At 44.3% G+C, this 24,366-nt stretch carries 15 protein-coding genes and 1 pseudogene; 7 read left to right on the forward strand and 9 right to left on the reverse strand.

Annotation, left to right across the window (positions count from 1 at the left end; all coding sequences use genetic code 11):
* Positions 1-2: 2 nt before the first annotated feature.
* On the reverse strand, positions 3-1,103 hold the full coding sequence (gene mutY, locus ACOJUN_RS08570) for an A/G-specific adenine glycosylase (RefSeq protein WP_422136225.1): 1,101 nt from the start codon (positions 1,101-1,103) through the stop codon (positions 3-5).
* Between the two features lie 293 nt (positions 1,104-1,396).
* Between mutY and ACOJUN_RS08575 the strand changes: the two genes are divergently transcribed.
* Both ACOJUN_RS08575 and ACOJUN_RS08580 read left to right on the forward strand, forming a co-directional pair.
* On the forward strand, positions 1,397-2,380 hold the full coding sequence (locus tag ACOJUN_RS08575) for a TDT family transporter (protein WP_422136226.1): 984 nt from the start codon (positions 1,397-1,399) through the stop codon (positions 2,378-2,380).
* 222 nt (positions 2,381-2,602) lie between these two features.
* Positions 2,603-4,687: a hypothetical protein gene (locus ACOJUN_RS08580; protein ID WP_422136227.1), complete on the forward strand. Its 2,085-nt coding sequence runs from the start codon at positions 2,603-2,605 to the stop codon at positions 4,685-4,687.
* 154 nt (positions 4,688-4,841) lie between these two features.
* Here ACOJUN_RS08580 and ACOJUN_RS08585 read toward each other — a convergent pair.
* A pseudogene (locus ACOJUN_RS08585) lies at positions 4,842-5,003 on the reverse strand (A/G-specific adenine glycosylase); the annotation flags it as partial.
* A 238-nt stretch (positions 5,004-5,241) separates the two neighbouring features.
* Here ACOJUN_RS08585 and ACOJUN_RS08590 point away from each other — a divergent pair.
* From ACOJUN_RS08590 to ACOJUN_RS08600, 3 genes are all read left to right on the forward strand, one after another.
* Entirely contained in the window at positions 5,242-7,338 is a 2,097-nt protein-coding gene (locus tag ACOJUN_RS08590; RefSeq protein ID WP_422136228.1) for a hypothetical protein, read from the forward strand.
* 234 nt (positions 7,339-7,572) lie between these two features.
* The gene (locus ACOJUN_RS08595) at positions 7,573-9,645 is read left to right on the forward strand and encodes a hypothetical protein (RefSeq protein WP_422136229.1); all 2,073 of its coding nucleotides are present in this window, start codon (positions 7,573-7,575) and stop codon (positions 9,643-9,645) included.
* Between the two features lie 230 nt (positions 9,646-9,875).
* Complete coding sequence (locus ACOJUN_RS08600; protein ID WP_422136230.1) at positions 9,876-11,927, forward strand: hypothetical protein; 2,052 nt, start codon at positions 9,876-9,878, stop codon at positions 11,925-11,927.
* A gap of 384 nt (positions 11,928-12,311) precedes the next feature.
* Here the strand turns inward: ACOJUN_RS08600 and ACOJUN_RS08605 are convergent, their stop codons facing one another.
* Both ACOJUN_RS08605 and ACOJUN_RS08610 read right to left on the reverse strand, forming a co-directional pair.
* Positions 12,312-12,788, reverse strand: a complete 477-nt coding sequence (locus tag ACOJUN_RS08605) for a hypothetical protein (RefSeq protein WP_422136231.1) — start codon at positions 12,786-12,788, stop codon at positions 12,312-12,314.
* Between the two features lie 362 nt (positions 12,789-13,150).
* Complete coding sequence (locus ACOJUN_RS08610) at positions 13,151-14,044, reverse strand: IS110 family transposase (RefSeq protein ID WP_422136232.1); 894 nt, start codon at positions 14,042-14,044, stop codon at positions 13,151-13,153.
* A 115-nt stretch (positions 14,045-14,159) separates the two neighbouring features.
* On the opposite strand from ACOJUN_RS08610, the gene tnpA reads away from it, so the two are divergent.
* A complete protein-coding gene (gene tnpA / locus ACOJUN_RS08615; protein WP_422136233.1) occupies positions 14,160-14,564 on the forward strand; it encodes an IS200/IS605 family transposase in 405 nt (134 codons plus the stop codon).
* Between the two features lie 452 nt (positions 14,565-15,016).
* Positions 15,017-17,071 (forward strand): hypothetical protein, encoded by a 2,055-nt coding sequence (locus ACOJUN_RS08620; RefSeq protein ID WP_422136234.1) that lies wholly within the window; start codon positions 15,017-15,019, stop codon positions 17,069-17,071.
* Between the two features lie 87 nt (positions 17,072-17,158).
* Here ACOJUN_RS08620 and ACOJUN_RS08625 read toward each other — a convergent pair whose 3' ends face one another.
* The 5 genes from ACOJUN_RS08625 to ACOJUN_RS08645 all read right to left on the reverse strand — a co-directional run bounded on the left by ACOJUN_RS08625 (position 17,159) and on the right by ACOJUN_RS08645 (position 24,232).
* The gene (locus tag ACOJUN_RS08625) at positions 17,159-17,932 is read right to left on the reverse strand and encodes a metal ABC transporter permease (RefSeq protein ID WP_422136235.1); all 774 of its coding nucleotides are present in this window, start codon (positions 17,930-17,932) and stop codon (positions 17,159-17,161) included.
* Positions 17,932-18,849, reverse strand: a complete 918-nt coding sequence (locus ACOJUN_RS08630) for a metal ABC transporter substrate-binding protein (protein ID WP_422136236.1) — start codon at positions 18,847-18,849, stop codon at positions 17,932-17,934. The genes ACOJUN_RS08625 and ACOJUN_RS08630 overlap by 1 nt, the downstream gene beginning before the upstream one ends.
* Positions 18,830-20,068: a hypothetical protein gene (locus ACOJUN_RS08635; RefSeq protein WP_422136237.1), complete on the reverse strand. Its 1,239-nt coding sequence runs from the start codon at positions 20,066-20,068 to the stop codon at positions 18,830-18,832. Before ACOJUN_RS08635 ends, ACOJUN_RS08630 begins: the two co-directional genes overlap by 20 nt.
* A gap of 219 nt (positions 20,069-20,287) precedes the next feature.
* Positions 20,288-22,381 carry an AsmA family protein gene (locus ACOJUN_RS08640; protein WP_422136238.1) on the reverse strand — a complete coding sequence of 698 codons (2,094 nt, stop codon included), beginning with the start codon at positions 22,379-22,381 and terminating at the stop codon, positions 20,288-20,290.
* Between the two features lie 108 nt (positions 22,382-22,489).
* The gene (locus tag ACOJUN_RS08645) at positions 22,490-24,232 is read right to left on the reverse strand and encodes an SPOR domain-containing protein (RefSeq protein ID WP_422136239.1); all 1,743 of its coding nucleotides are present in this window, start codon (positions 24,230-24,232) and stop codon (positions 22,490-22,492) included.
* Positions 24,233-24,366: the final 134 nt, after the last annotated feature.

The raw sequence follows: 24,366 nt of genomic DNA on the forward strand, positions 1-24,366 counted from the left end.
CTTTACAGGCTCATCCTGATTTTACTTAACAGCTTGCTGACCGGAGCAGCCAGCCCCAGCTCGGACGGCTGATCAGGTTGAAACCAGTGCCATCGATCGCCATCCGCTACTGCAGAGGCTTTGTCAGTAAAAGATTTGATGGGGGTGATATCCAGGTGATAATGGCTGAATGTGTGTCGAAATGACGGCCACTCTTCAAAATCTTGCAGACTCAATCCGGTCATGTTTTGAGCAGCTTCAGACAGCACCTCCTCGATCTGGATTTCCGGAAACCCCCAAAGTCCTCCCCAAATACCCGTAGGAGGTCTTTTTTCCAACAGAACCTCTCCAAACTCGTTAATTACCATTAACATTCTTACCGATCGTTCCGGCTTGTCTTTTTTAGGTTTGGGCTCTGGGTAGCGGGTTTCTTCCCCGGCTTTATGGGCCAGACAATTTTGCTCTAACGGGCAAATCAGACAGGAAGGTTTGGTTCGGGTACAAATCATAGCGCCCAGATCCATCATCGCCTGAGTGTAATCAGCATTGCGATGATGTGGAGTATACTCTTCAGCAATACTCCAGAGTTGTTTTGCGACAGCGGACTGTCCGGACCAGCCAGGAATGGCCTGATAACGGGCCAGAACCCTTTTGACATTGCCGTCCAAAATCGGAGCACGAATACCCATACTGATAGATGCTATCGCTCCGGCAGTGGATAAACCAATCCCTGGTAACTGAGTTAATTCAGCAACAGAACGTGGAAACTCACCGGCAAAAGTGTCCATGACCATTTTGGCCGCCTTATGCAGGTTTCTGGCTCTGCTGTAATACCCCAGCCCACTCCACAAATGGAGTACATCATCGATCTCCGCTGAAGCCAGGTCTGCAACCTTGGGAAATCGCGCCATAAAGTTTTCAAAGTACGGAATAACGGTAGCGACCTGGGTTTGTTGCAGCATGACTTCGCTGATCCAGACCCGGTAGGGGTTGATGTTTTTCTGCCATGGCAGGTTCTTGCGGCCATGACCATCAAACCATTGGAGTATTTGCAGGCTGAAGGCTTCATTATTGCTATCTGGCGACATATCAGGGAGTCTGGGTTTGAAAATTGAGTCGTGCATTCTACTATGAAAAGTGCAATGAAATGCCGCTCAATCTGATTTCAAAGAGTTTTTGTATCTGCTTGCACTGCGAAGAGGGAAACATGATCTTCTGCACTTTAACCTAATCATTTTTCTGGCGCAGGCTGTTTTTATCGGAAGTATATGGCCTTCTTAAGTATAAGACTTACTGATCTTAATTATTTAAAAGTTTGAATTTTCTTATTCACCAAACAGGTTATTTTATTCACATGCCTTTTAAAAGCTGCTCAAACAGCCATGTGCGATGACAGACACTCTCGGTAATAAGCAAGATGAATAAGACTGCAAATCCAGGCCGCACGGCTGGTCTGGTAACAAGACTAAGCCGTGTACCCACTCCTCTTGGAGGCTTGGCTCTAGGCATTGCCAGCCTTGGTGCTGCCTGGTCTCTGGTCATGCCCGACCAGTCCCAGGGGCTGAAGCTGACCGCTGCGGTTATCGCCGCTATTCTGGTCTTCAAGGTGATGCTGAAGTTTATTTTGCACCCGCATTTGATTCGTGAAGATCTTTCACATCCCGTCATCAGCAGTGTTATGCCAACCTGCGCCATGGCGACTATGGTGATCGCCTCTGCACTCATGCCCGTTTCCGAATTTGCGGCACGCTTGCTTTGGGTGGCAGCCGTGCTGACACATCTGATATTACTGGCAGGTTTTGTGACTCACAGGATTCGGGACTTTGATATTGAGCATATGGTGCCCAGTTGGTTTGTACCACCCGTTGGTATCATAGTGGCTGCGGTCACCAGTACGGGTATGGGTTTTGAGTCGCTGGTCAGGCTGCTGTTTATCTTTGGAATGTTCTGCTATTTCGTAAAGCTGCCCATCATGTTCTATCGCCTGATCTTCAAGAACGCTATTCCTGATGCGGCGCTGCCTACTTTTGCCATTATGGGGGCACCTGCCAGTCTGTCTCTGGCGGGATACCTGACCATCACTGATAACCCCAGCCTGATTATGATCAGTATTCTGACGCCACTGGCTATTTTTATGACGGCAATGGTGTATATGGCTTTTATCAAGCTGCTGAGATTGCCATTTTCACCGGGCTATGCAGCCTTCACCTTCCCAATGGTGATTGGTGCCACAGCGCTGCTTAAGCTGGAAGGCAGGGTAAATGGTGTCTTTGCTGATCTCTTTTTTCAGCTGGGGCTCATGGAACTCTGGGTGGCTACTGCCATTGTGGCTTATGTTGTTATTCGCTATACCCTGTTTTACCTGAAGCCCAGGCCGCAAATGGCACAACCTGAACAGTAAATGACTGGCTTGATTCTTGTGTTCTGCCAGTCTTTTTTCAGGAGTATGATCCTCTCTCAACGGTCAAATTCTGGAGTGTATTCAGGTTTGGCTGTTAATCCCCGTAGACCGTTATCAAGCACGAAATCTGTCATTACTGGCATGGTTGTGGAATTTTTTTGGAAATTAATAGTCCAAAACATATGTAGCTGAGAAAATTAAATACGGTCAATGGAGTGACCTATGAATATAAACACTACCAGAACAAATACTCACGTACTTTACGAAAGCAGTCTTGCTAAAGAAAATGTTGATGAGAGTTTTGATTCAGAGCAGAGAGAAGTCAAGAGCTTTTCAAAAAAACGATGGGTTCAAGATAAATTCTCTGCATTGACAAAGCGGATACGAGGGCTTGCTTGTATTCTGCCAGATAGTAGTCATCGAAAGGCTAGTCAGACTATTCCCGAGAGGAAAGTTTCCCATTGGGTTACTACTGATGCTTTTGAAGTCCCGGATGAAGCAAGAAGCAGAGTGAGCGAGACGTTTACCGCAGTGGAAGTGGCTGAGCGTTTTCGAAATACCATTGAAAACCTTTTACATAGGCTGCGATACGACGAAATCGCAATGGAATATCATGAAGATGATCAAAGAGAAGAAATAACAGGAATTTTTATCGACTTTATTTTATGCCAGGAAGGTTTGGTCCATGATCGGTGTTTTACCGTTGAAAACAGTCCCGATAAATATGTGGCGGGTAAAACTACGAGCCAGGAGCGGATTAAAGAGATAGAGTCTTACTTGGATGTTATTTTTACCGAACAGGCAGCAGAGGCATCGAAATTTAATAAGCCCAGGTTACGTTATAGTCTGGGTGACATGCTGGTCGATTATCTTAACAAAAAAGAGAACGTACCGGATGATGTTACCCCAAAGATTAAGGTTACATATGATTTTCATATTTATGAGATTACTTACAAGAAATTGCTGAAAGAGATATATCCATTTTTTCAAACCCTTCTTGCAGGAAGAGGCTTTTTTTCCGAGTTAGTTTTGGTGTTTAATTGTGCCGCAAAATACAGACGGGAATTGATTGATAGTGCTTGTGTACCGTGTAAAACCGGCAATATGTTAACCATTGGTCTGCGGCTTAGCGAAAGTGATGTGAGAGAGTATTTTAATCGAAGTGTTATGGATGTTATTTTTTCAGGGCGCTGTGATGGTATTGTTAATGCCATGTTTGAAGGCTGTTCTCAAACTGACAATGAAGTGGAACCGGTAAACAGACCAAACCTTAAATTTGGTGAAGAACTTGAATATGATGTAAAAAATAAATTTTCTCGTACGCGGGGTCGGCTTTGTAATGGTTTTTCATTTCTACTCAAAGAAAAAGGGATGGTTTTACAAGCTTCCAATGACAAACGTGGCCCACACTTTGGCTTTGATAATAGCTTTACCGTAGTCTCTTTTTATGACTCAGAGGATTGGTTTGAAATAAACTGCACGCCTTATCATACAGATGATCAACGCGCAAAACTATCATTTCACAAGGTCATTGAAGCTACTGACTCAATGCGCAAGGAAGGATTGATTGATTATAGCTCCGGACATAAACACGTTGATGCTATGAGTGCCACTCAGGGTGATACCAGCGTGCTTCTGGCGATGGAGTCTGAGATCCAACGAAATCCTTTTTTGCTGAGAGCGTTTGGAAATAATGATCGTATCCTGCAGGACGATGAGGCCAGATGGTATAAAACATTTGCTGATTATAATCCAGACACAAAACCTTTTGCCTTAAAGCGGTTAAATAGAATCATTGACCGATATAATAAAAAAATAGAAGAAAATTATACTGAAAGGCCAAGCCATAAAGTGAGCACTGATTCGGAAAACAAAGAAAGACTTGAAGAATTTGCGCATTTTTATAGCCAAGTTGTTCATATGACGACTATACAGAAGGGAATTGGTTTCATTGGTGGCGATATAATGGGAAAGTTTATGGCTATGTCTTTGTTGCATATTACCGGAGCAAGCGGAGTCAACAAGTTATCTACGCTGGAATTTCGTTTTTTCCGTTGCCCGAAATCAGTACAGGAAATTGAGTTGATTAACCAATTCTTACAAACCTGGTTTCAATACATTCATCAGTGCAGGAAAGATAAAATTCCTTTGCAGCCTGTCCCTGAAGATATTCAATCCTCTAAAGACTATACGGCAGCTGAAGTTCAGCTAAAAACCATTGATTATCTCAGTAAACTAGGGCTGAACCCGGAGCATTATCGCTGTTTTTGGGGCGAAGTAAGAGATATTCCGTCAGCGACCGACTGAATGTAAAACTCAGGTTATGAACTATAGTGTCAGTTTTTAATGCTGGCGCTGGGGTGATTGGCCCCCAACCTCCTGATTTACCTCACTTCTTCTGAATCATTCCATCCCGATCATCAGCCTCATGCAGCAGGCCAGCACTGAGTAATATGAATCATCGTTCCGGCTTGTCTTTTTTAGGTTTTGGCTCTGGGTAGCGGGTTTCTTCCCCGGCTTTATGGGCCAGACAATTCTGCTCTAACGGGCAAATCAGACAGGAAGGTTTGGTTCGGGTACAAATCATTGCGCCCAGATCCATCATCGCCTGAGTGTAATCAGCATTTAACCTGAACAGAAAATGACTGGTTTTGATCCTTGTATTCTGCCAGTCTTTTTTCAGGAGTATGATCCTCTTTCAACGGCCAGTTCCGGAGTGTATTCAGGTTTGGCTGTTAATCCCCGAAGACCGTTATCAAACACGAAATCTGTCATTATTGGCAGGGTTGTGGAATTTTTTTGGAAACTAATAGTCTAAAACGCATAGCTAAGAAAATTAAATACGGTCAATGGAGTGATCAATGAATATAAATCCTAACAGAACAGATGCATATGGACTTTATGCAAGCAGTTTTGCTAAAAAAAATGTTGATGAGAGTTATGATTCAGAGCAGAGAGAAGTCAAGAGCTTTTCAAGAAAGCGATGGGTTCAAGATAAATCTTCTGCATTGATAAAGCAGATGCGCGTACTTGCTTGTAATCAGCCACATTTTTTTGATCGAGAGACTAGTCGGACTTCTTCCGATAGAAAAGTTTCCCATTGGGTTACTACTGATGGTTTTAAGGCCTTAGACGAAGCAAGAAGCAGAGTGAGCAAGACGTTCACCGCAGAGGAAGTGGCTGAACGTTTTCGCAATACCATTGAAAACCTCATACATAAGCTGCGATATGAGAAAATCGCAACGGGATATCATGAAATTGATCAAAGAGAAGAAATAACAGCAATTTTTATTGACTTTATTTTATGCCAGGAAGGCCTGGTTCATGATCGCTGTTTTACCATTGAAAGCAGTCCCGATAAATACTTGGCAGGTAAAACCATAAGCCAAGGGAGGGCTGAAGAAATACAGTCTTTCCTGGATGCTATTTTTACCGAACGGGCAGCAGAGGAATCAGAATTTTATGAACTTCGAATGTATTATAGTTTTGGGGATATGGTGGTTGATTATCTTAACAAAAAAGAAAGCGTATCGGATGATGTTATCCCAAAGACTGACTGTAAAAATGATTTTTGCCTCATTGAATTTACTTACGGGAAATTGCTGAAAGCTATATTTCCATTTTTTCAAACCCTTCTTGCTGGAAATGGCTTTTTTTCTGAGCTGGTTGTGATCTTTGATTTTGTCAAAAAATTCAGACAGGAAATCATTGATAGTGCATGTAAACCGTGTCAAACCAATAATGTTATAACCATTGCTCTACGCCTCAATGGTAATGATATAAGAGAGCATTTTAATCAAGATGTTATGGATGTTATTTTTTCCAGGCGCTGTGATGGTATAGTCAATGCCATGTTTGATAACTGCGCTTTTGGGACTGACAATGAAGTGAGACCGGCAAGCAGATTAAATCTTAAATTCGGTGAAGAGCTTGAATATGATATAAAAAATCAACCTTCTGGCTCAAAGTATCGGCCTGTTGCTACTTTTACATGTCGACTCCAAAAAAAAGGTATGATTTATCACGATGCTAATGCTTGCGGACCTGATGCATCTTATGGTTATGGTTTTGATAATAGCTTTGCCGTATACCCTTTTTACGACTCAATGAGATGGTTTGAAATAAACTGCACGCCTTACCATTCTGATGATCAACTCGCAGAATTATCTTTTGAGAAGGTGATTGAAGTGACTGATTCAATGCTCATCGACGGGTTGATTGATTATAGTTCCGGGCATAAACACGTCGATGCCTTGAGTGCTACCCAGGGTGATACCGGTGTACTTCTGGCGATGGAGTCTGAGGTCCAGCGAAACCCTTTTTTGCTGAGGGCATTTGGAAATAATGATCGTATCCTGCAGAACGATGAAGCTAAATGGTATAAAACATTTTCTGATTACGATCCAGACATAAAACCATTTGCCTTAAAGCGGTTAAATAAGATGATTGACCGATACAATAAAAAAATAGAAGAAAACGATACTCAAAAGGCAAGCCATAAGGAGAGCACTGATTCGGAAAAAAAAGAGAGGCTTGAGCAATTTGCAACTTTTTATAGCCAGTTTGTTCATATGACGACTATACAAGAGGGGTTAGGTTATATTGATGCCGATGTCAGCGGAAAGTTTATGGCTATGTCTTTACTGCACATTACCGGAGCAAGAGGAGTCAAAAAATTATCAACGCTGGAATTTCGTTTTTTCCGTTGTCCGAAAACGGTACAGGAAATCAAGTCGATTAACCAATTTTTGCAAGTCTGGTTTCAATACCTTCATCAGTGCAGAAAGGATAAGACCCCTTTGCAGCCTGTTCCTGAAAATATCCGATCCTGCATAGATTATACGGCAGAGGAAGTTCAAGCTAAAACCATTGATTACCTCACTAAATTAGGGCTGAATCCGGAGCATTATCGCTGTTTTTGGGGCGAAGTAAGAGATATTCCGCCAGCGACCGACTGAATGTAAAACCCAGGTTATGAACTATAGTCTCAGTTTTTAATGCTGGCGCTGGTGTGATTGGCCCCCAACCTCCTGATTTACTTCACTTCTTCTGAATCATTCCATCCCGATCATCAGCCTCATGCAGCAGGCCAGCACTGAGTAATATGAATCATCGTTCAGGAATTTTTTTACAAATTAGTAGTCTAAAGCACTAGAGCTTTAAAGAATTAAATGTGTTCATTAGAGATATTTATGAATATAAATACAACGAAAACAGATAGTTACGGATTTCATAAAAGCGGCCTTGCTGAAAAGACTGATGAAAGTTTTGATTCGGAACAGACAGTTTTCAAAAGTTTTTCAATAAAGCTACAGGTTGGGGATACATCCTCCGCACCGGTAGAGAAGATACGAGGGATCGGTACTATTGTACCAGGTTCGAGCCATCAGATTGCCAATCAGACTATTCCCGAGCGAAAAGTTTCCCATTGGGTTACTTCTGATGATTGTGAGGCCACAAATGCAGTCGGAGTCAGCGAGACGTTTACGCCTGAGGAAGTGGCTGGGCATTTCCGAGCTACCATTGAAAACCTCAGGCATTCACCGATAAACGAAAAAATCGCAAGGGAAAGCTATGAATATGATCAAACAAAGGAATTAACAGAGATTTTTATCGATTTTATTTTATGTCAGGAAGGTCTGGTCCATGATCGGTGTTTTACTGTTGAACGCAGCCCTGATAAATACGTGGCGGGTAAAACCATGAGTCAGGGGCGGGTAGCAGAGATAGAGTCTTACCTGAATGCTATTTTTAGCGAATGGGAAGCAGAGGGATCGAAAACTTATTGGCCTAGAGTAGATTATGGTTTGGAGAACATGCTGGTTGATTATCTTAAAAAAAAGGAAAACGTACAGGATGATGTTGCTCCAAAGATTGTGTCCTCTGGTAATTTTTGGCATAAAATCAGGTTCGAGAAATTACTGAAGGAGATATATCCATTTTTTCAAACCCTTCTTGATGGAAGAGGCTTTTTTTCTGAGTTCGGTGTTGTCTTTAATTTTTTCGTAAAATTCAAGCAAGAACTGGTTGATAGTGCGCGTGAACCTTGTAGAACCAACAAATTAAACATTGGTCTGCGCGAGAACAGAAGTCATATGAGAGAGTATTTTAATCGACATGTTCTGGATGTTATTTTTTCCAGACGCTGTGATGACATTGTTAATGCCATGTTTGGTGACTCCTCTTTTGAGACTGACACTGAAGCGAAGCCGTCAAAAAGATCAAACCTTAAATTAGGTGAAGAGCTTGAATATGATGTTAAAAATGATTTTTCCCGTACACGGGGTCGGCTTTGTAATATTTTCTCATCTCTACTAAAAGAAAAAGGGATGAGTAATCAGGCTATCACCGACCAACGTGGTGTGCACTATGGTTTTGATGATTGCTTTACCGTAGTCTCTTTTTATGACTCGACGGCGTGGTTTGAAATAAATTGTACACCTTACCATCCTGATGATGAACGCGCGAAATTATCTTTTGAGAAGGTGATTGAAGTTATTGATACAATGCGTAACAAAGGATTGATTGATTATAGCTCCGGGCATAAACACGTCGATGCCTTGAGTGCTACTCAGGGTGATGCCGGTGTGCTTCTGGCGATGGAGTCTGAGATCCAGCGAAATCCTTTTTTGCTGAGGGCGTTTGGAAATAATGATCGTATACTGCAAAAGAATGAAGCCAGATGGTACAAAACATTTGCTGATTACAATCCGGACACAAAACCATTTGCCGTAAAGCGGTTAAATAGGATCATTGACCTATACAATAAAAAAATAGAAGAAAATCATACTGGAAAGCCAAGCCATAAAGGGCGTACTGATTGGGAAAAAAAAGAGAGACTTGAGCAATTTGCCCATTTCTATAGCCAGTTTGTTCATATGACGACCATACAGAAAGGGCTTGGTTATATTGATGTTGATATCATGGAAAAGTATATGGCTATGTCTTTGTTGCATATCACCGGCGCAAACAAAGTCAACAAATTATCAACGGTGGAATTTCGTTTTTTCCGTTGTCCGAAAACGGTACAGGAAATTGAATTGATTAACCAATTTTTACAAGCCTGGTTTAAATACATTCATCAGTGCAGAAAGGATAAAATTCCTTTGCAGCCTGTCCCTGAGGATATTAAATCCTGCAAAGACTATACGGCAGCTGAAGTTCAGCTTAAAACCATTGAATACCTCAGTAAATTAGGGCTGAATCCGGAGGAGTATCGCTGCTTTTGGGGTGAAGTAAGGGATAATCCTTCAGCGCCTGATTGAATGCAAAGCTCAGGTTATGAACTTTAAAGTCAGTTATAACGCTGGCGTGGGGGTCATTGGCTCCCAACCCCTTCATTTATTTCACCTCTGCTGAATCATTCCATCTCGATCAACAGCCTCACGTAGCGGGTCAGCGAGTAATATTGATCATCGTTCCGGAATTTTTTCAGTAATTAATAGTCTAATGCACTCAAGCTTTAAAGGATTAAATGTGTTCAATAGAGGAATTTATGAATATAGACACTACCAAAGCAGATGCTTACGGATTTCATAAAAGAAGCCCTGCTGAAAAGACTGATGAAAGTTTTGATTCTGAACAAAAAGTATTCAAAAGTTTTTCAAGAAAGCTAAAGGTTGAGGATACATCCTCCGCACCGGTTGATAAGATACGAAGGCTCGGCTCTACTGCGCCAGGCTGCAGCCATCCGATTGCCAAACAGGCTATTCCCGAGCGAAAAGTTTCTCACTGGGTTACTTCTGATGATTGTAAAGCCATAAATGTAGCCGGAGTCAACGGGACGTTTACCGCTGAGGAAGTGGTTGAGCGTTTTCGGACTAGCATTGAAAACCTTATACATTCAGTGATATACAAAAAAATCACAAGTGAAGGCTATGCATTCTTTCAAGTAGACGAATTAACAGAGATTTTTATCGACTTTATTTTATTTCAGGAAGGTCTGGTCCATGATCGGCGTTTTAATGATGAAAGCAGCCCAGATAAATACCTGATGGGTAAAACCATGAGCCAGGATCGGGCTGAAGAGATAGAGTCTTACCTGAATGCTATTTTTACCGAATGGGCAACAGAGGAATCAAAAGCTTATTGCCCTAGAACGCTTTATAGTCTGGAGGACATGCTGGTTGATTATCTTAAAAAAAAGGAAAACGAACTGGATGATGTTAACCCAAAGATTGTGTCTTTTGATAACTCTTGGCATAAAATCAGGTTCGAGAAATTGCTTAAGCAGATATACCCATTTTTTCAAAACCTTCTTAATGGAACAGGCTTTTTTTCTGAGTTCTGTATTGTCTTTCAATTTTTCGTGAAATTCAGGCAGGAACTGGTTGAAAGTGCGCGTGAACCTTGCAGAACTAGCAAGTTAACCATTGGTCTGCGTGAGAACAGAAGTCATATGAGAGAGTATTTTAATCGACATGTTATGGATGTTATTTTTTCCAGGCGCTGTGATGCTATTGTCAATGCCATGTTTGATGACTCCTGTTTTGGGGGTGACAATGAAGCGAAGCCGTCAAACAGATTAAACCTTAAATTGGGTGAAGAGCTTGAATATGATGTTAAAAATGAAGATTCCGATACAGAGGGTCGGCTTTGTCATATTTTTTCATCTCTACTAAAAGAAACAGGGATGAGTAGTCGCACTATCACTGACAGACGTGGTGTACGCCATGGTTTTGATGATCGCTTTACCGTAATCTCTTTTTATGACACGTCGGCGTGGTTTGAAATAAATTGCACGCCTTACCATCCTGATGATGAACGCGCGAAATTATCTTTTGAGAAGGTGATTGAAGTGATTGATTCAATGCGTAACTTAGGATGGATTGACTATAGCTCCGGGCATAAACACGTCGATGCCTTGAGTGCTACTCAGGGTGATACTGGTGTACTTCTGGCGATGGAGTCTGAGGTCCAGCGAAATCCTTTTTTGCTGAGGGCGTTTGGAAATAATGATCGTATCCTGCAGAGAAATGAAGCGAAATGGTACAAAACATTTGCTGATTACAATCCAGACATGAAACCATTTGCCGTAGAGCGGTTAAACAGGATCATTGAACGATACAATAAAAAAATAGAAGAAAATTATATTGAAAAGCCAAACCATAAAGGGGGCACTCATTCGGAAAAAAAAGAGAGGCTTGAGGAATTTGCACGTTTTTATAGCCAGCTTGTTCATATGACGACTATTGATCCCGAAATAATGGGAAAGTACACGGCTATGTCTTTGTTGCATATTACCGGAGCACGCGGAGTCAACAGGTTATCAACGCTGGAGTTTCGTTTTTTCCGCTGCCCGAAAACGGTACAGGAAATTGAATTGATTAATCAATTTTTACAAGCCTGGTTTGGCTACATTCATCAGTGCAGAAAGGATAAAATTCCTTTGCAGCCTGTCCCTGAAGATATTAAATCCTGCAAAGACTATACGGCAGAGGAAGTTCAGCTTAAAACCATTGAATACCTCAGTAAATTAGGGCTGAATTCGGAGGAGTATCGCAGCTTTTGGGGTGAAGTAAGGGATATTCCGTCAGCGACCGATTGAATGTAAAACTCAGGTTATGAGCTTTAAAGTCAGTTTTAACGCTGGCGTGGGGGTTATTGGCTCCCAACCCCTTCATTTATTCCATCTCTGCTGAATCATTCCATCTCGATCAACAGCCTTACGTAGTGGGTCAGCGATTCAATTGATAGTGGTGATGCGTTTTATAAGATCAGCAATTTGTTAACAACAGCTTTGCGTAATAACAGGCGACACCGTAGCGAGGACGGCAGCTAGTTGAGGATGAAAATTTGGTTTCGTGAGGAGAATAGAGAACTATTTGACGAACAAAAGCAGATTTTCAGACCAATTTGCTGCCGCCACCGACTGCATGGATGCTGGAGCTAGAGCAACGCAGGAGCAGTTGCCACGCAGGGCAGTCTATTCTCAGTCAGTCTCCTTGCGATCATAACTGACCCAGACTTTAATTTTGTTGCTATCGGTATTGTCAATCCATACTAATCCGTTTGGATCTGTACCTTCGTCTACCCTTGCACGGGGATCCTTGCCAATCTCTTTCTCCCACCAAAGTCGAGCCGATCTCCCGGAATGATCTTTGCTTTTCACCTCGAACAGCTGTGCAGCGCCCGACAATTCGCTACAGTAACTCGTATCCAGGTAATGAATATTCATAGTTTGTCCGTTCTCATAGCCCGGAATCGTCTGAATATACTGCGGCAAGACATAGTCAACGCACATCCCCGATGAATCCCACTTTGCCGTAACTACATAGGGATCCTTATCAGTCCCGATTTTCTGTAAGAATTCTATTTGCCTGATACCATCGGAGAAAGCATCCAGGGGAAATAGTAAGAACACAACCATCAACAACGCTGGCATAAAGCTTTGGCTTGTCTTTTGCATCAACATAATCGAACCTACTGCCGTGTAACGACAATAGTTATACTAGGACACTCTGGTGTTTTTGCTAGGAGCCTTATATGGTCCGCCCCGTTTTGCAAGAGCCTGTTTTGTTAATTAGCAAACAAAGATAACTGCAATCATATATACGGCCTATTCATGAGGTCTAACCCTCTGGCCCTGATGGGTATCCGCGCAACCTGGCCTTATCAGTCCGACGGCCTCAAGGGCCAAGACTCCTATCAGGTTTCAGGTTGCCGGTTTTTACCTGTTTGCCATCAACTGTGCATGCTCATCGCAATCTGCGGGGGGGTTCCCCTTTGATTAAGCTTATGCTTTACTTTGCCGCTGCCGCCTTTACCTCATTATGCAGCCTTGTAAACTTCATTTCGGGTCATGATGACCCAGACAATCCGAGCCATTTTATTAGCCAGACCAACGGCGGCAACGTTGTGATTGCTGCGCTCATTAAGTTGGCTAACCCATTTTTTACAGCGGTCATCCTTATTTTTGAGGCAGTGGAGTACCGAACGTGCGCCGTGTATCAATAATGTGCGCAGGTATTTATCACCCCGTTTACTGATGCCCAGCAGGACTGACTTACCGCCTGTGGAATGCTGTCTTGGAACTAATCCCAACCATGCGGCAAGGTGTCGACCAGATTTAAAATACGTCGCATCACCAACGGCTGCCTTCAATGCTGTGGCAGTGATGGCTCCGATACCCGGCATAGTCATCATTCGACGACATTCGTCGTCGTTTTCAGCCAGCTCCTGAATTTTCTGGTCATACTGTTGAATACGCTTGTCAAGACTGGCCAACTCTTCTGATAAACCATGTAGCAGCTCACGAGTCAGCGAATGGAGTCCATTTTCAGCATCTTCCAGAATTCGTGGAAGCTGTGCACGAACTTTACCAATACCCTGGGCAACCACAATACCTTCTTCCAATAGTGACCCCCGGATCTGGTTAACCAGGGCAGTTCTCTGATCAACCGCTTGTTGACGATAGCGGTGCAGAAGTTGCCAGGCCTGCTGCTCTGACGTTTTAACAGGTACAAAACGCATGCTGGGCCGTGAAGCTGCTTCTGCAATCGCTTCAGCATCGTTGTAGTCATTTTTGTTGGTCTTGACATAAGGCTTGACAAATTGAGGTGAAATCAGCTTGACAGTATGCCCATAGTTCTTTAACTCCCGACACATAGCGGCAACCAAGCCAAGGTGGTTGAGGTTCTTAGACTGGTATTGAGCTTGAGGCATGTTGGTGCACCTGAATGTCTGTTTATTTCTTTGACAACAGATTTTAGGCAAATATCAATCGGGGTGGTGAAAGGCAGTTATAAAGACTTTAATAGCTATTTCCAAGGTTGGTCTAATGAAATTAAGAAAGGGTAGAAGATGCGTTTTTATGCTGCATGCACACATAATTTTTATCACAAAGTACAGAGGCAAAGTATTTACAGACGGAAACCTGAAAACACTTGAAAAAATATTCCAAAGCGTATGTTCTGATTTTGAAGTAGAACTGGAAGAATTTAACGGCGAGCAAGACCACGTACACATTCTGGTAAACTACCCACCAAAAGTAGCAGTATCAAAACTGGTAAACAGTCTGAAAGGTGTTTCAAGTCGAAGATTGAAGCAATACCATCCAGAGTTGATAAAGCCTGCATATATGAAAAATGCTTTATGGAGTCCAAGCTACTTTGCGGGTTCCGTAGGTGGTGCACCGATTGAAGTTCTTAAACAATACATCGAACAACAGGATAGACCGCATTAGGAGTCCTATTGGACTCCGAGCTATCCTTCCCAGCACTAGAAGTACTGGGCTTGACGCTCTTTCCGGTCAGCAAACTAATTCTGAACTTGAACTCGTTAGAAATGAGTTGCGACAGCAAAAAAACTCAGCTTGATAACTTAACAATCGCTTTCTGTTCAATGTTTATTTTTGGGCTTCTTGTATTATATTGTGTTCGGAGATGAGGGGTGGCGCCTGCAACTATATGGGAATGCTTTAGATAGCAGCATCACGATCTGGTTAGCATGACAACATCAGTAAATTGATTGTCTGGTTAGATAAGAGCGCTCCCTGATTTTGGGGTGAAGCAGCTCATCAGCCTCATGCAGCGGATCGGCATTGAGTAATATGAATTATCGTTCTGGAACTTTTTCAAGAATTAATAGTCTAAATCTACATAGCTAAGAAATCAAATACGTTCAATGGAGTGAACAATGAATATAAATTCTAACAGAACAGATGCTTGCGGACTTTATGAAAGCAGTCCTGATGAAAAGAATGATGATTGTTTTGATTCAGAACAGAAAGTATTTAAAAGTTTTTCAAGAAATTTGCAGTTTGATGATGAATCCTTTGCACAGGTAAATAAGATAAGCAGGCTTGGCTCTATTGCGCCAGGTTGCAGTCACCAGATCGTCAATCAGACTATTCCCGAGCGAAAAGTTTCCCATTGCGTTACTACGGATAGTGCTGAGGTAATGAATGTAGCCAGAGTCAGCGAGAAGTTTACAGCTGAGGCAGTGGCTGGGCATTTTAGAAATACTATTGAAAACCTCATACATACACTGAGATACAACGTAATCGAAAAAGAAAGCTGTAGAGGTGATCAAAGAGACGAATTAATAGGGATTTTTATCGATTTTATTTTATACCAGGAGGGGCTTGTCCATGATCGATGTTTTACTGTTGAAAGCAGCCCTGATAAATACGTGGCGGGTAAAACCATTAGCTTGGGGCGGGTTGAGGAGATAGAGTCTTTCCTGACTACTATTTTTACCGAAGGGGCAGCAGCGGAATCAAAAAGAGATTTGCGTGGATTATGTTATAGTCTGGTGGACATGTTAGTTGATTATCTCAACAAAAAAAAGAATCTATCGGATGATGTGACTCCATATATTGGGTATTGTAATCATAAATTTACCTACCAGCAATTAATGAAGGATATATTTCCATTTTTCGAAACTCTTTTTGCTTCAAGAGGCCTTTTTTCTGAGCTGGGTATTATCTTTGATTTTGCTGTGAAATTCAGGCAGACAATTATTGATAGTGGTTCTGGAGATTACAAAGACAGAAACTTGTTAACCATTGCTTTACGCAGAAACAAAAGTGATTTAAGAGAGTTTTTTAATCGAGATGTTATGGATTTTATTTTTTTGCGGCGCTGTGATGGCATTGTCGATACCCTGTTTGATAACTGCTCTTTACCGAATGACAATGGAGTGGATTTGGCAAACAGACCAAACCTTAAATTTGGTGAAGAGCTTGAATATGATCTAAAAGATGATTGTTCTCTTCGTTATGGTGATCATCGTAAGATTTTTTTATCTCGATTATCAGAAAAAAAGTTAACTGATCAAGGTACTGACGTACAACGTCGTGTACGCTATGGATTTAACAGTAAATTTACAGTGATCCCTTTTTATGACTCACGGCGGTGGTTTGAAATAAACTGCACGCCTTATCATTCTGATGATCAACTCGCGGAGTTATCTTTTGAGAAGGTGATTGAAGTAACTGATTCAATGCGAAACGAAGGATTCATTGATTATAGCTCCGGACATAAACACGTCGATGCGATGAGTGCTACTCAGGGTGACACTGGTGTGCTTCTGGCGATGGAATCTGAGATCCAGCGAAATCCTTTTCTATTGAGGGCGTTTGGAAATAATGATCGAATCTTACAGCAGGATGAAGCTAAATGGTATAAAACATTTGCTGATTATAATCCAGACACAAAACCATTTGCCGTAAAGCGGTTAAATAGAATTATTGACCGTTACAATAAAAGAATAGAAGAAAATCATACTGAAAAAACAAGCCATAAAGCGAGCACTGATTCGGAAAAAAAAGACAGGCTTGATCAATTTGCCCATTTTTATAGCCAACTTGTTCATATGACGACCATACAAATGGGGCTAGGTCCAATTGGTAATTATTGTATGGAAAAGTATATGGCTATGTCTTTATTGCATATTACCGGAGCAGAAAAAGTCGAGAAGTTATCAACACTGGAATTTCGGTTTTTCCGTTGCCCGAAAACGGTACAGGAAATTAAGTTGATTAACCAATTTTTACAGGCCTGGTTTGGCTACCTTCATCAGTGCAGAAAGGATAAAATCCCCTTGCAGCCTGTCCCAGAAGATATTAAATCATGCAAAGACTATACGGCAGTTGAAGTTAAGCTTAAAACCATAGATTACCTCAGGAAATTAGGGCTGAATCCGAAGGATTATCGCTGTTTTTGGGGCGAAGTACGGGATCTTCCGTAAGTGGCCTTATTTATGCCGACCTCAGGTTATGGGCTAAAAAGTCAGGCTACCAGAAGGTGAGTCCTTCTGGCGCTTTTTCATTGGCTATCAGCGCCTGCTCAATACTCTGAACAGTACACAGACAGCTGTCAAACTAACGACAACTGTCGCACCACCAGGAAAGTCATAAAGACTCGATAGCACCAATCCCAGAATCACACCTGCTAATCCTGCCAGATAGCCGAAAGCAAGAGCTTTCTTTCCAGACAACTGATTGACAGCCAGAGCGGGCATAATCAAGGCGCTGAATACCAGATAGACACCCACCATTTTGACGCTCAGTGTGACCATCAGGGCAAAGAGCGGGTAAAAAAGTCTGCCATCAAGGATTTCTGGTCTCATGATTGTCACTGCAAGAAAAGCCAAACTTGCCAATCCCGGAACCACCATGTCCTGCCAGCCAAGCCAGAGGATATGACCGTTCAGGGCTCTGGAAATATGCTCCGCGCCTTGGGGATCACTGGACATAAGAAGAGTGATAGAAGCAGCAGAGACCACATAAATGCAGCCAATAATCGCTTCCAGCTCTTTCTCTGAGTATTTGGCCAGCCATGCAATCAGGCCAGCACCACCAATGGAAAAGGCAAAGGGCATTAAAGCTCCTAATCCTGCGGAGCCATCGTGGGGAACATGACGGTGAGCCTGTGTCATCGTCAGGATATGAGCGACGATGGCACCCATAGCCGCGACCTGGGCAATAGCCAGATCCATGAAGACAATACCACGCTTCAGAACCTGTCTTCCCAGGACCAGGTGTGTACTGAAAACAATGATGCCTGCCACCAGGGCAGGCATCATGATTGCAAGAAGAGCCCATTCCATTATGAATCTTCCGGTTTGCCTGTCACTTTCAGCAGCTTTTGAATGAGATCGTCATACAAGCTGATCAGGTCTTTACTCTGTTTGCTGCCACCGACCGTCATCGGCAACTCTGTGGCGGGCACACCGGCTTTCTGACTTAACCAGTCCGCACCTTTTTTGTCCTGATAGGAGGCGTACACGACGGCATCGATAGACGTCTTTTTAGAAAGCTCCAACAAGGATGCCAGGTGTCTGGTTGAAGGTGGCAGACCAGGTTTGGGTTCCAGGTCACCAACAACATTCACACCCAGCCACTCCAGCAGATAGTCAAAGTTGCTGTGATAGGTCACCAGGTTTTTACCTTTCAGTGGAGCGGCTTCCTTTTCCCAGCGCTTGATATTGGTCTCCCAGACTTCTGAGAACTTTTTGGCGTTTGCCAGATATTCATCCCTGTTCCCCGGGTCAAGCTCTGCCATGCGTTCTGCCAGGGCCAGGGCGATTTTCTGCAGTCGATAAGGATCAAGATGCAGGTGAGGGTTTCCTTCCGGATGAACATCGCCCATGGTTGGATCTACTTTTTCAAGCTTACCGATGGTCTCTACCTGATCAGCAGCAAAGAACAGCCCTTTGTCTCCGGTCTGAATTTTTGGGTTGGCTGACTTCATTTGCAGAACCGGCAGCCAGCCGGTTTCCAGCTCAGCACCTGAGCAAACGACTATGTCTGCCTTTCTTATTTTCGAGATCAGTCCCGGACGAGCCTGAATGTGGTGAGGGTCCTGTCGGGCCGTTGTTGCCGTGTAAACCTTTGTATCAGTAGCGAGCTCTTCAGACAATGCAGCCCACTCAGGCTCACAGGCAAATACGGTCAATGCTCCATGACTGGATGCTGGAAAGGCCAGAGCGGATGCCAGCAACAGTTTAGAAAGTGTGCGCATCATGAGCTCCAAGGGACATAACATACTGAAGGGTTACGATGTTGTTGGTGTTTTCGAAACCGTCACCTGTCTGATGAGTGTACTGCAGTCTGACTGTGGAGAAGTGAGAGTGGCTCCAGGACACCATAAGTTCAGTTTCTTGCAGCTTCTTCTCGTCGAAATGGTCCTCGTGGGCTTCGAAGCCCCTGAACTCCCCGTAACGAGCACCCACTGCCCACTGAGGCGTCATCTTATAAACGCCACTCAGGTAGAAGCCTTTATTCTTTTCATTACCCTCAAAGGTGTCGCTGAGATCCTGTGTTTGCAGATATTCCCCTATCAGGGTCAGGCTGCGGTACTTGAAGTTACCATCAGGAGCCCACTTCCATACGGCATCGGCAATATAGGTGTTCTTGCCGGTAAATTGGGCGTTATGAGAGTGGCTGTGGCCCTCATCTTCTTCATGTCCGTGATCTTCATCGTCTTCGTGCTCATGGTCATGATTGCTGATGCTGGCGCCGTTGTCATTTCTGAGATAGCTCAGACCCAGCTGCCAGCTGTGCTCTTCATTAAAATCACCACCAATTTTGGTGAAGGCGGTGTAGACTCCCACTGATTTTGGATCGGTTAAATCTGCAGCCTGCATCTTTTTACCACTAAAAGCTTCGGTACCGATCGTCCAGAACGTATCGGTAGGCATTACATAACTCAGGCGTACACCGTCGTCATAGTAGTGTGACCCCAGCATTGCCCGGTAAGCGGCAGGCCTTTCAACAAATGAATCCGTGTGAGCGTGCTGACTATTCAGGTAGCCGATGTCAGACAGAAATCGACCAGCGCGAACACTAAAACCGCCAGGCAGAGCCAGAGTCTGGATAAATGCCTCTTCTGTTTCGAACTCGGTTTCGCCGCCGTGATGATGCACAACACCGGTGAACTTGCCGTAGAAAAGATCATCAATAGCCGCACTGACACCCAGTTCAATATGACCCAGACCAAAGCCCTTTTCATATTCGCTGAGAGCGCTGTCAGCTGACTTGTAATGGCCGTCCAGAATAAGGCTGAAATTTGGACTGAATCCTTCAGCATGAACAGTTGCGGTGGCTGACGCTGCTAGCAGAATCAGCGCTTTTGCCATTTGGCTGTAAGCTGATCTTTTGCGGATAGCTCCTTTAAAGGGAGTAACTTTGGTTGCTGGAGAGTGGAAGTCAGTAAAAATAATCGGCGGGTTGACTGCAGGCACAGAAGGCTCCTAGTGTGAAAATGCTCAATGCGTTGGGTGATATAAAGCTAGTCAATGCTTGTTATTTTGTAAATGTTATAACATAACGATTTGCATTCACAAGTTCTATTACTTCTGTGAATCCACCTTCGGCTGACAGCTTCTCGCATTCCCCCCCACTGATACCGACACGGATGAGCGGGGGGCAATAGAGCAGGAAGCATTGGAAAAACGGTTTTTTTATTTGAAAAGACCTTTCAGGGCATCTTTCAGGTGTCCGGCTTTCTTCTCAATCTCTTTTTCCACACGCTTTTTCACTTCTTGTCTGGCCAGTGAAGCAATGGTGTCGGCCAGACGTTTGGTATCAATACCACACTCCTGCTGTCCCAGCTTGCCTTGACAACGAACCGGCCAGGCGACATTGACGTAGTCTTCGTTGACCTCGCAGGCTGGGTCACTATCGGGAGCACGGTCGCCACTGATGTTCAGGCCCACATGAAAATCCATAGTCTGTTTGACCAGATTGATATCGCCGTCACCCTTGAGATTCAGGTTGGTCAGAGCAGCAGTCAAATCCTTATTGCTGGCTACCCCGTTGCTGATGGTGAAACTGCCTCCGAGCTGGGTGAACCGGGTGGTATGACCCCAGTCTTTTTTCTGCAGATCTTTCTTGCGTATTCTGGCAATTCCCTCACACACCATCTTGTCAAAGTTGGCCTCCGTAAAGGCTCCCTTATCGACATTGAAGTCAACCTTTCCGTTCAGGTTACTGATCAGGACACTCTGAAGCTGGCCATGGGTTGTCAGGTTCATGTCTGCATTGACCTTACCTTCAATGGATTTCAAAGCCGGTATGGGCTGAGCCAGAGCCTGCAGATTTATAGCGTTCAGATCTGCTGTTGTCTGAATTTCAGGATTACCCTGTTTGCGAACATCCAGCTTGCCGTCCAGATCAATGGTGCCCTCGTAGAAGCCGGAAGCCAGCTTGATATCTTGTTGTCCGTTCAGGGCTGTAAGCTGGACTGAAGGCTTGTTAAAAGTGAGTTTTGCCACGGTCAGGGAAGCCAGTTCCAGAGAGCCTTTGACGTTCAGAGGACGCAGGGCGTCTTCCGGAATCAGTGGCAGCGCCTGGTTGGGCTGAAGCTCTTTCACAGTACCTGACGCAAAGGTCGGAGGCTCTGTGCTCTGCACACCTTCAGACTTGCCTTTTGATTCTTCTTTGGTCTCTGTCTGTTCGGAGGCAGGTGGCAGGTAGCGATCCAGGTTCAGGTCACCGCCCTTGAACTGAAAAGTCATGTCCTGTTGTTGCAGGTTTCCGATTTTGAAGAAACCATCCAGATTGAAACCATCAAGCGTCAGATCCAGTTTGTCTGCAGAGAAGCTTTTACCATCGGTGTTAAAGCTGCTCTTGAAAGCCAGCTGGGTCATTGCCCCGGGATCTGCCATGGGGGGAAGCAGGATCTTGATCTCTTTCAGAAACTTGCCTGGATTGAACTGTGTGACATCCAGGTGGCCTTTCACCATCAACGGTTGTTGCTGAACGTTCAGGGCGCCGACAATTTGCAGGGTTTCGGTGCTTGTCCCGACAAGATTATCTGCTGCCGGGTTGGCCGATATTTTGAGATCCTGCAGATCATAGGTGCCCTCTTTGAGGCTGAACTTCAGAACACCCGTGATGCCAGTCATCAGTGTCAGATCGGGTTCACTGCTCTTGATACGAGCTTTCAGATTAAAGTCAAAAGGCTCATTGTTGCGAATTGCCCCGGTTTCCAACCCGGCCTGATCAACCAGGTAGGTTTTACCTGTGCTCTCGTCGTCATAACGGATCACCAGTCCTTCAACACTGACATTGGCAATATCCAATTCCAGAGGTGTAGATTCGGTGGTACCTTCGGGCGATACAACTGTTGTGGTCTCTGTTGCAACAGGCTCGCTACCTGTTTTTCTGGAAACCTCCCAGTTGCCCTGGCCGGACTCGTTCCTGACCAGATTAAGATCCAGCCCTATCAGCCTGGCTGTTTGCATTTCTACTTTTTTGCTTAACAAAGGTAGCAGCTTAACACTGACTTCCGCTGTCCCCAGTCTGGCCAGCTCGGAGTTGTCTGCCCCTTTAACATTCACCTGTTCAAGGGAAAGTCCCAGCCAGGGAAAGACCGACCAGCCAATAGGGCCGTCAATCGTGAGCGTCAAACCAGTATTGTCGTAAACCATTTTGGAAATGTCATCCCGGTAATTGTTGGGATCTATCACTTTCGGAAGAATCAGGGCAGCAGCAACAACAAGAATTATGATGCCAGCCACCAAAAAGGCGATGAGTTTAATTGCACGGTTCATTGGAGACCTCGGGATCTCTGGGTACAAAATATTGTTATTCCTTGGTCAGGATAGTGTACCGCAAGTGTTTGAGGAGTTGGTAAGGGGGGTGAAAATATTGTCCCCCCCCTAACTTTCCCGGGCCTGTAGTTTCTTGAGGGATTTTACCGAGCGGGTCCAGGGGTAGAGGACCTGGACAGCGTCTTTCAGTTGAGGTGAATTGAGAACAGCCAGAGCTTCTTTACTGCTGGTGAACTGACCTTGCAAAAGGACATACCAGTCTTTCTGGTTTTTTCGGTATCGCGCCGTAACTGCAGACTTCAATTCCGGGAATCGTTTTTTCAGCTTCTCAATGGCTTCTGGCTTGTTGGCTGAAAACCACTGAATGGTATAGCTGTTTCCCGGCCCACTGATGATTGTCCCTTGCGGTTGAGTAACCTTTCGGGAGGTTATCTGCTGAGTCTTTTCTGACTTCCCTGTAATGAGACTTTGTAGTTCATTAACCGATCGGACTCTGGGGGAGAGGCGTATAGAAATACGGGCCAGCTCCGGGCTGGAAAGTGCTCTGTTAGCCTGATCTTTGCTGGTATAGGGAGGACCCACGAGTAAAAACCAGTCCTGATATCCTTTCCGATAGTGGATGATCTGGGTGTCACTCAACTGTGCATACCGCCTGCGGACTCTTTCGAGCGTATCTCTTCGGGTTCCAGCCAGCCACTGGATAGCGTAACTGTGCCGGGAAGCTTTGAGAATGTCATGTCTGGCCGGTTGCTGGTACTCTCTGGCTTCTTTTGGACGACGATATTCGTTGGTCTCTTCCTGGACCGAATACGTTGAATAACCCTCATTCAGGTAGCTCTGCTGGTAGTGCAGTTTTGTCTGAAAGTCCTCCTTTTCAGGAGTCGTCCGGGTATAACGCTGCGAACGAGGAGCACTGTAGTTCAAATCCATTGGTTCTTTATAAGGCTCGGACTGATAGGACGAGTGAAATGGTGGCTCAGATGTCTGCTGAGAATCGACGTTGTAATCCCGATGGGTTTCTTGTTGCTGCAATTTTGGATAGGCGGGAGCGATACTGGCAAACAATCGATTATTGTCCGGCTTTACAGGATTATTGTAGGCATAACGCTGTTCGTTCAGTGGCTGTGAGGGGTCACCGGGATCTCTGAGTTCACCTGGCATAATCAGGTTGAGCTTCTGAATGCTGGCCAGAGACCGTGTCCAGGGATAGAGTTTGTCGGTCAGCAACAACCGGGGAGGACTGTTGAGGGCTGTCATTGCTGACTGGCTATCTTTGAATGGTCCGTCCAGCAATAAAAACCAATCTTTGTTTTTGCGCTGATAGCGGACAATCGTCGCTTGCTGCAGGACCGGGAAACGACGCTGTAGATCCCTTAATGGTTCTTCGGTATGGGTTGCGAGCCACTGGATAACAAAACTCCCATGTTCCGAGCCCATTAGTTCGTTGACTCTCTGCCGGAGTTGTTGTTCTGGAGTCGTCTGTTGATAGGTGTAGGAGTAGTTGTTACCCTGCCGAGGATAGTCCGGCTGCACAAACTCCTGTTTGAACTGGTTGTCTGGCTCCGCTTTGACAGGCTCATAGTGCTGCTGAGAAATAGTTTCCGGGTACCCGTTATTTCTATTTGAAGCAGAATAAGCAGCGGTTTCCAGAGATTGTTCGTAACGATCTGTCTGGCTGCTTCGGCATAGCCAGTCGCTGCTCTGATCGGAGCGACAATCCCATGATGAACTCAGTGTCAAGGGTTTTGGAGGCAATAAAAGGGCATCCGCCGAAAAAGCGGTGAGTGTTGCCAGGGTAGCAACAACTCCGAGCCTGATGTTTTTTTCCATAAACAGCACTCGAGCTGACATGAATCAGATCCTTCTGATCATTGCTTTTAACAAATCAGGTTTGAAAAATAATTGCAAGTCTTGTGTTGAATTAATTTTTCAGTCGCCAAGTGTTGTCTGGCTCATCGAACAGCAAGCAATGACCCCGGGAAATG

This window comes from Endozoicomonas sp. ALD040, assembly GCF_049275945.1.
Lineage (GTDB): Bacteria > Pseudomonadota > Gammaproteobacteria > Pseudomonadales > Endozoicomonadaceae > Endozoicomonas_A.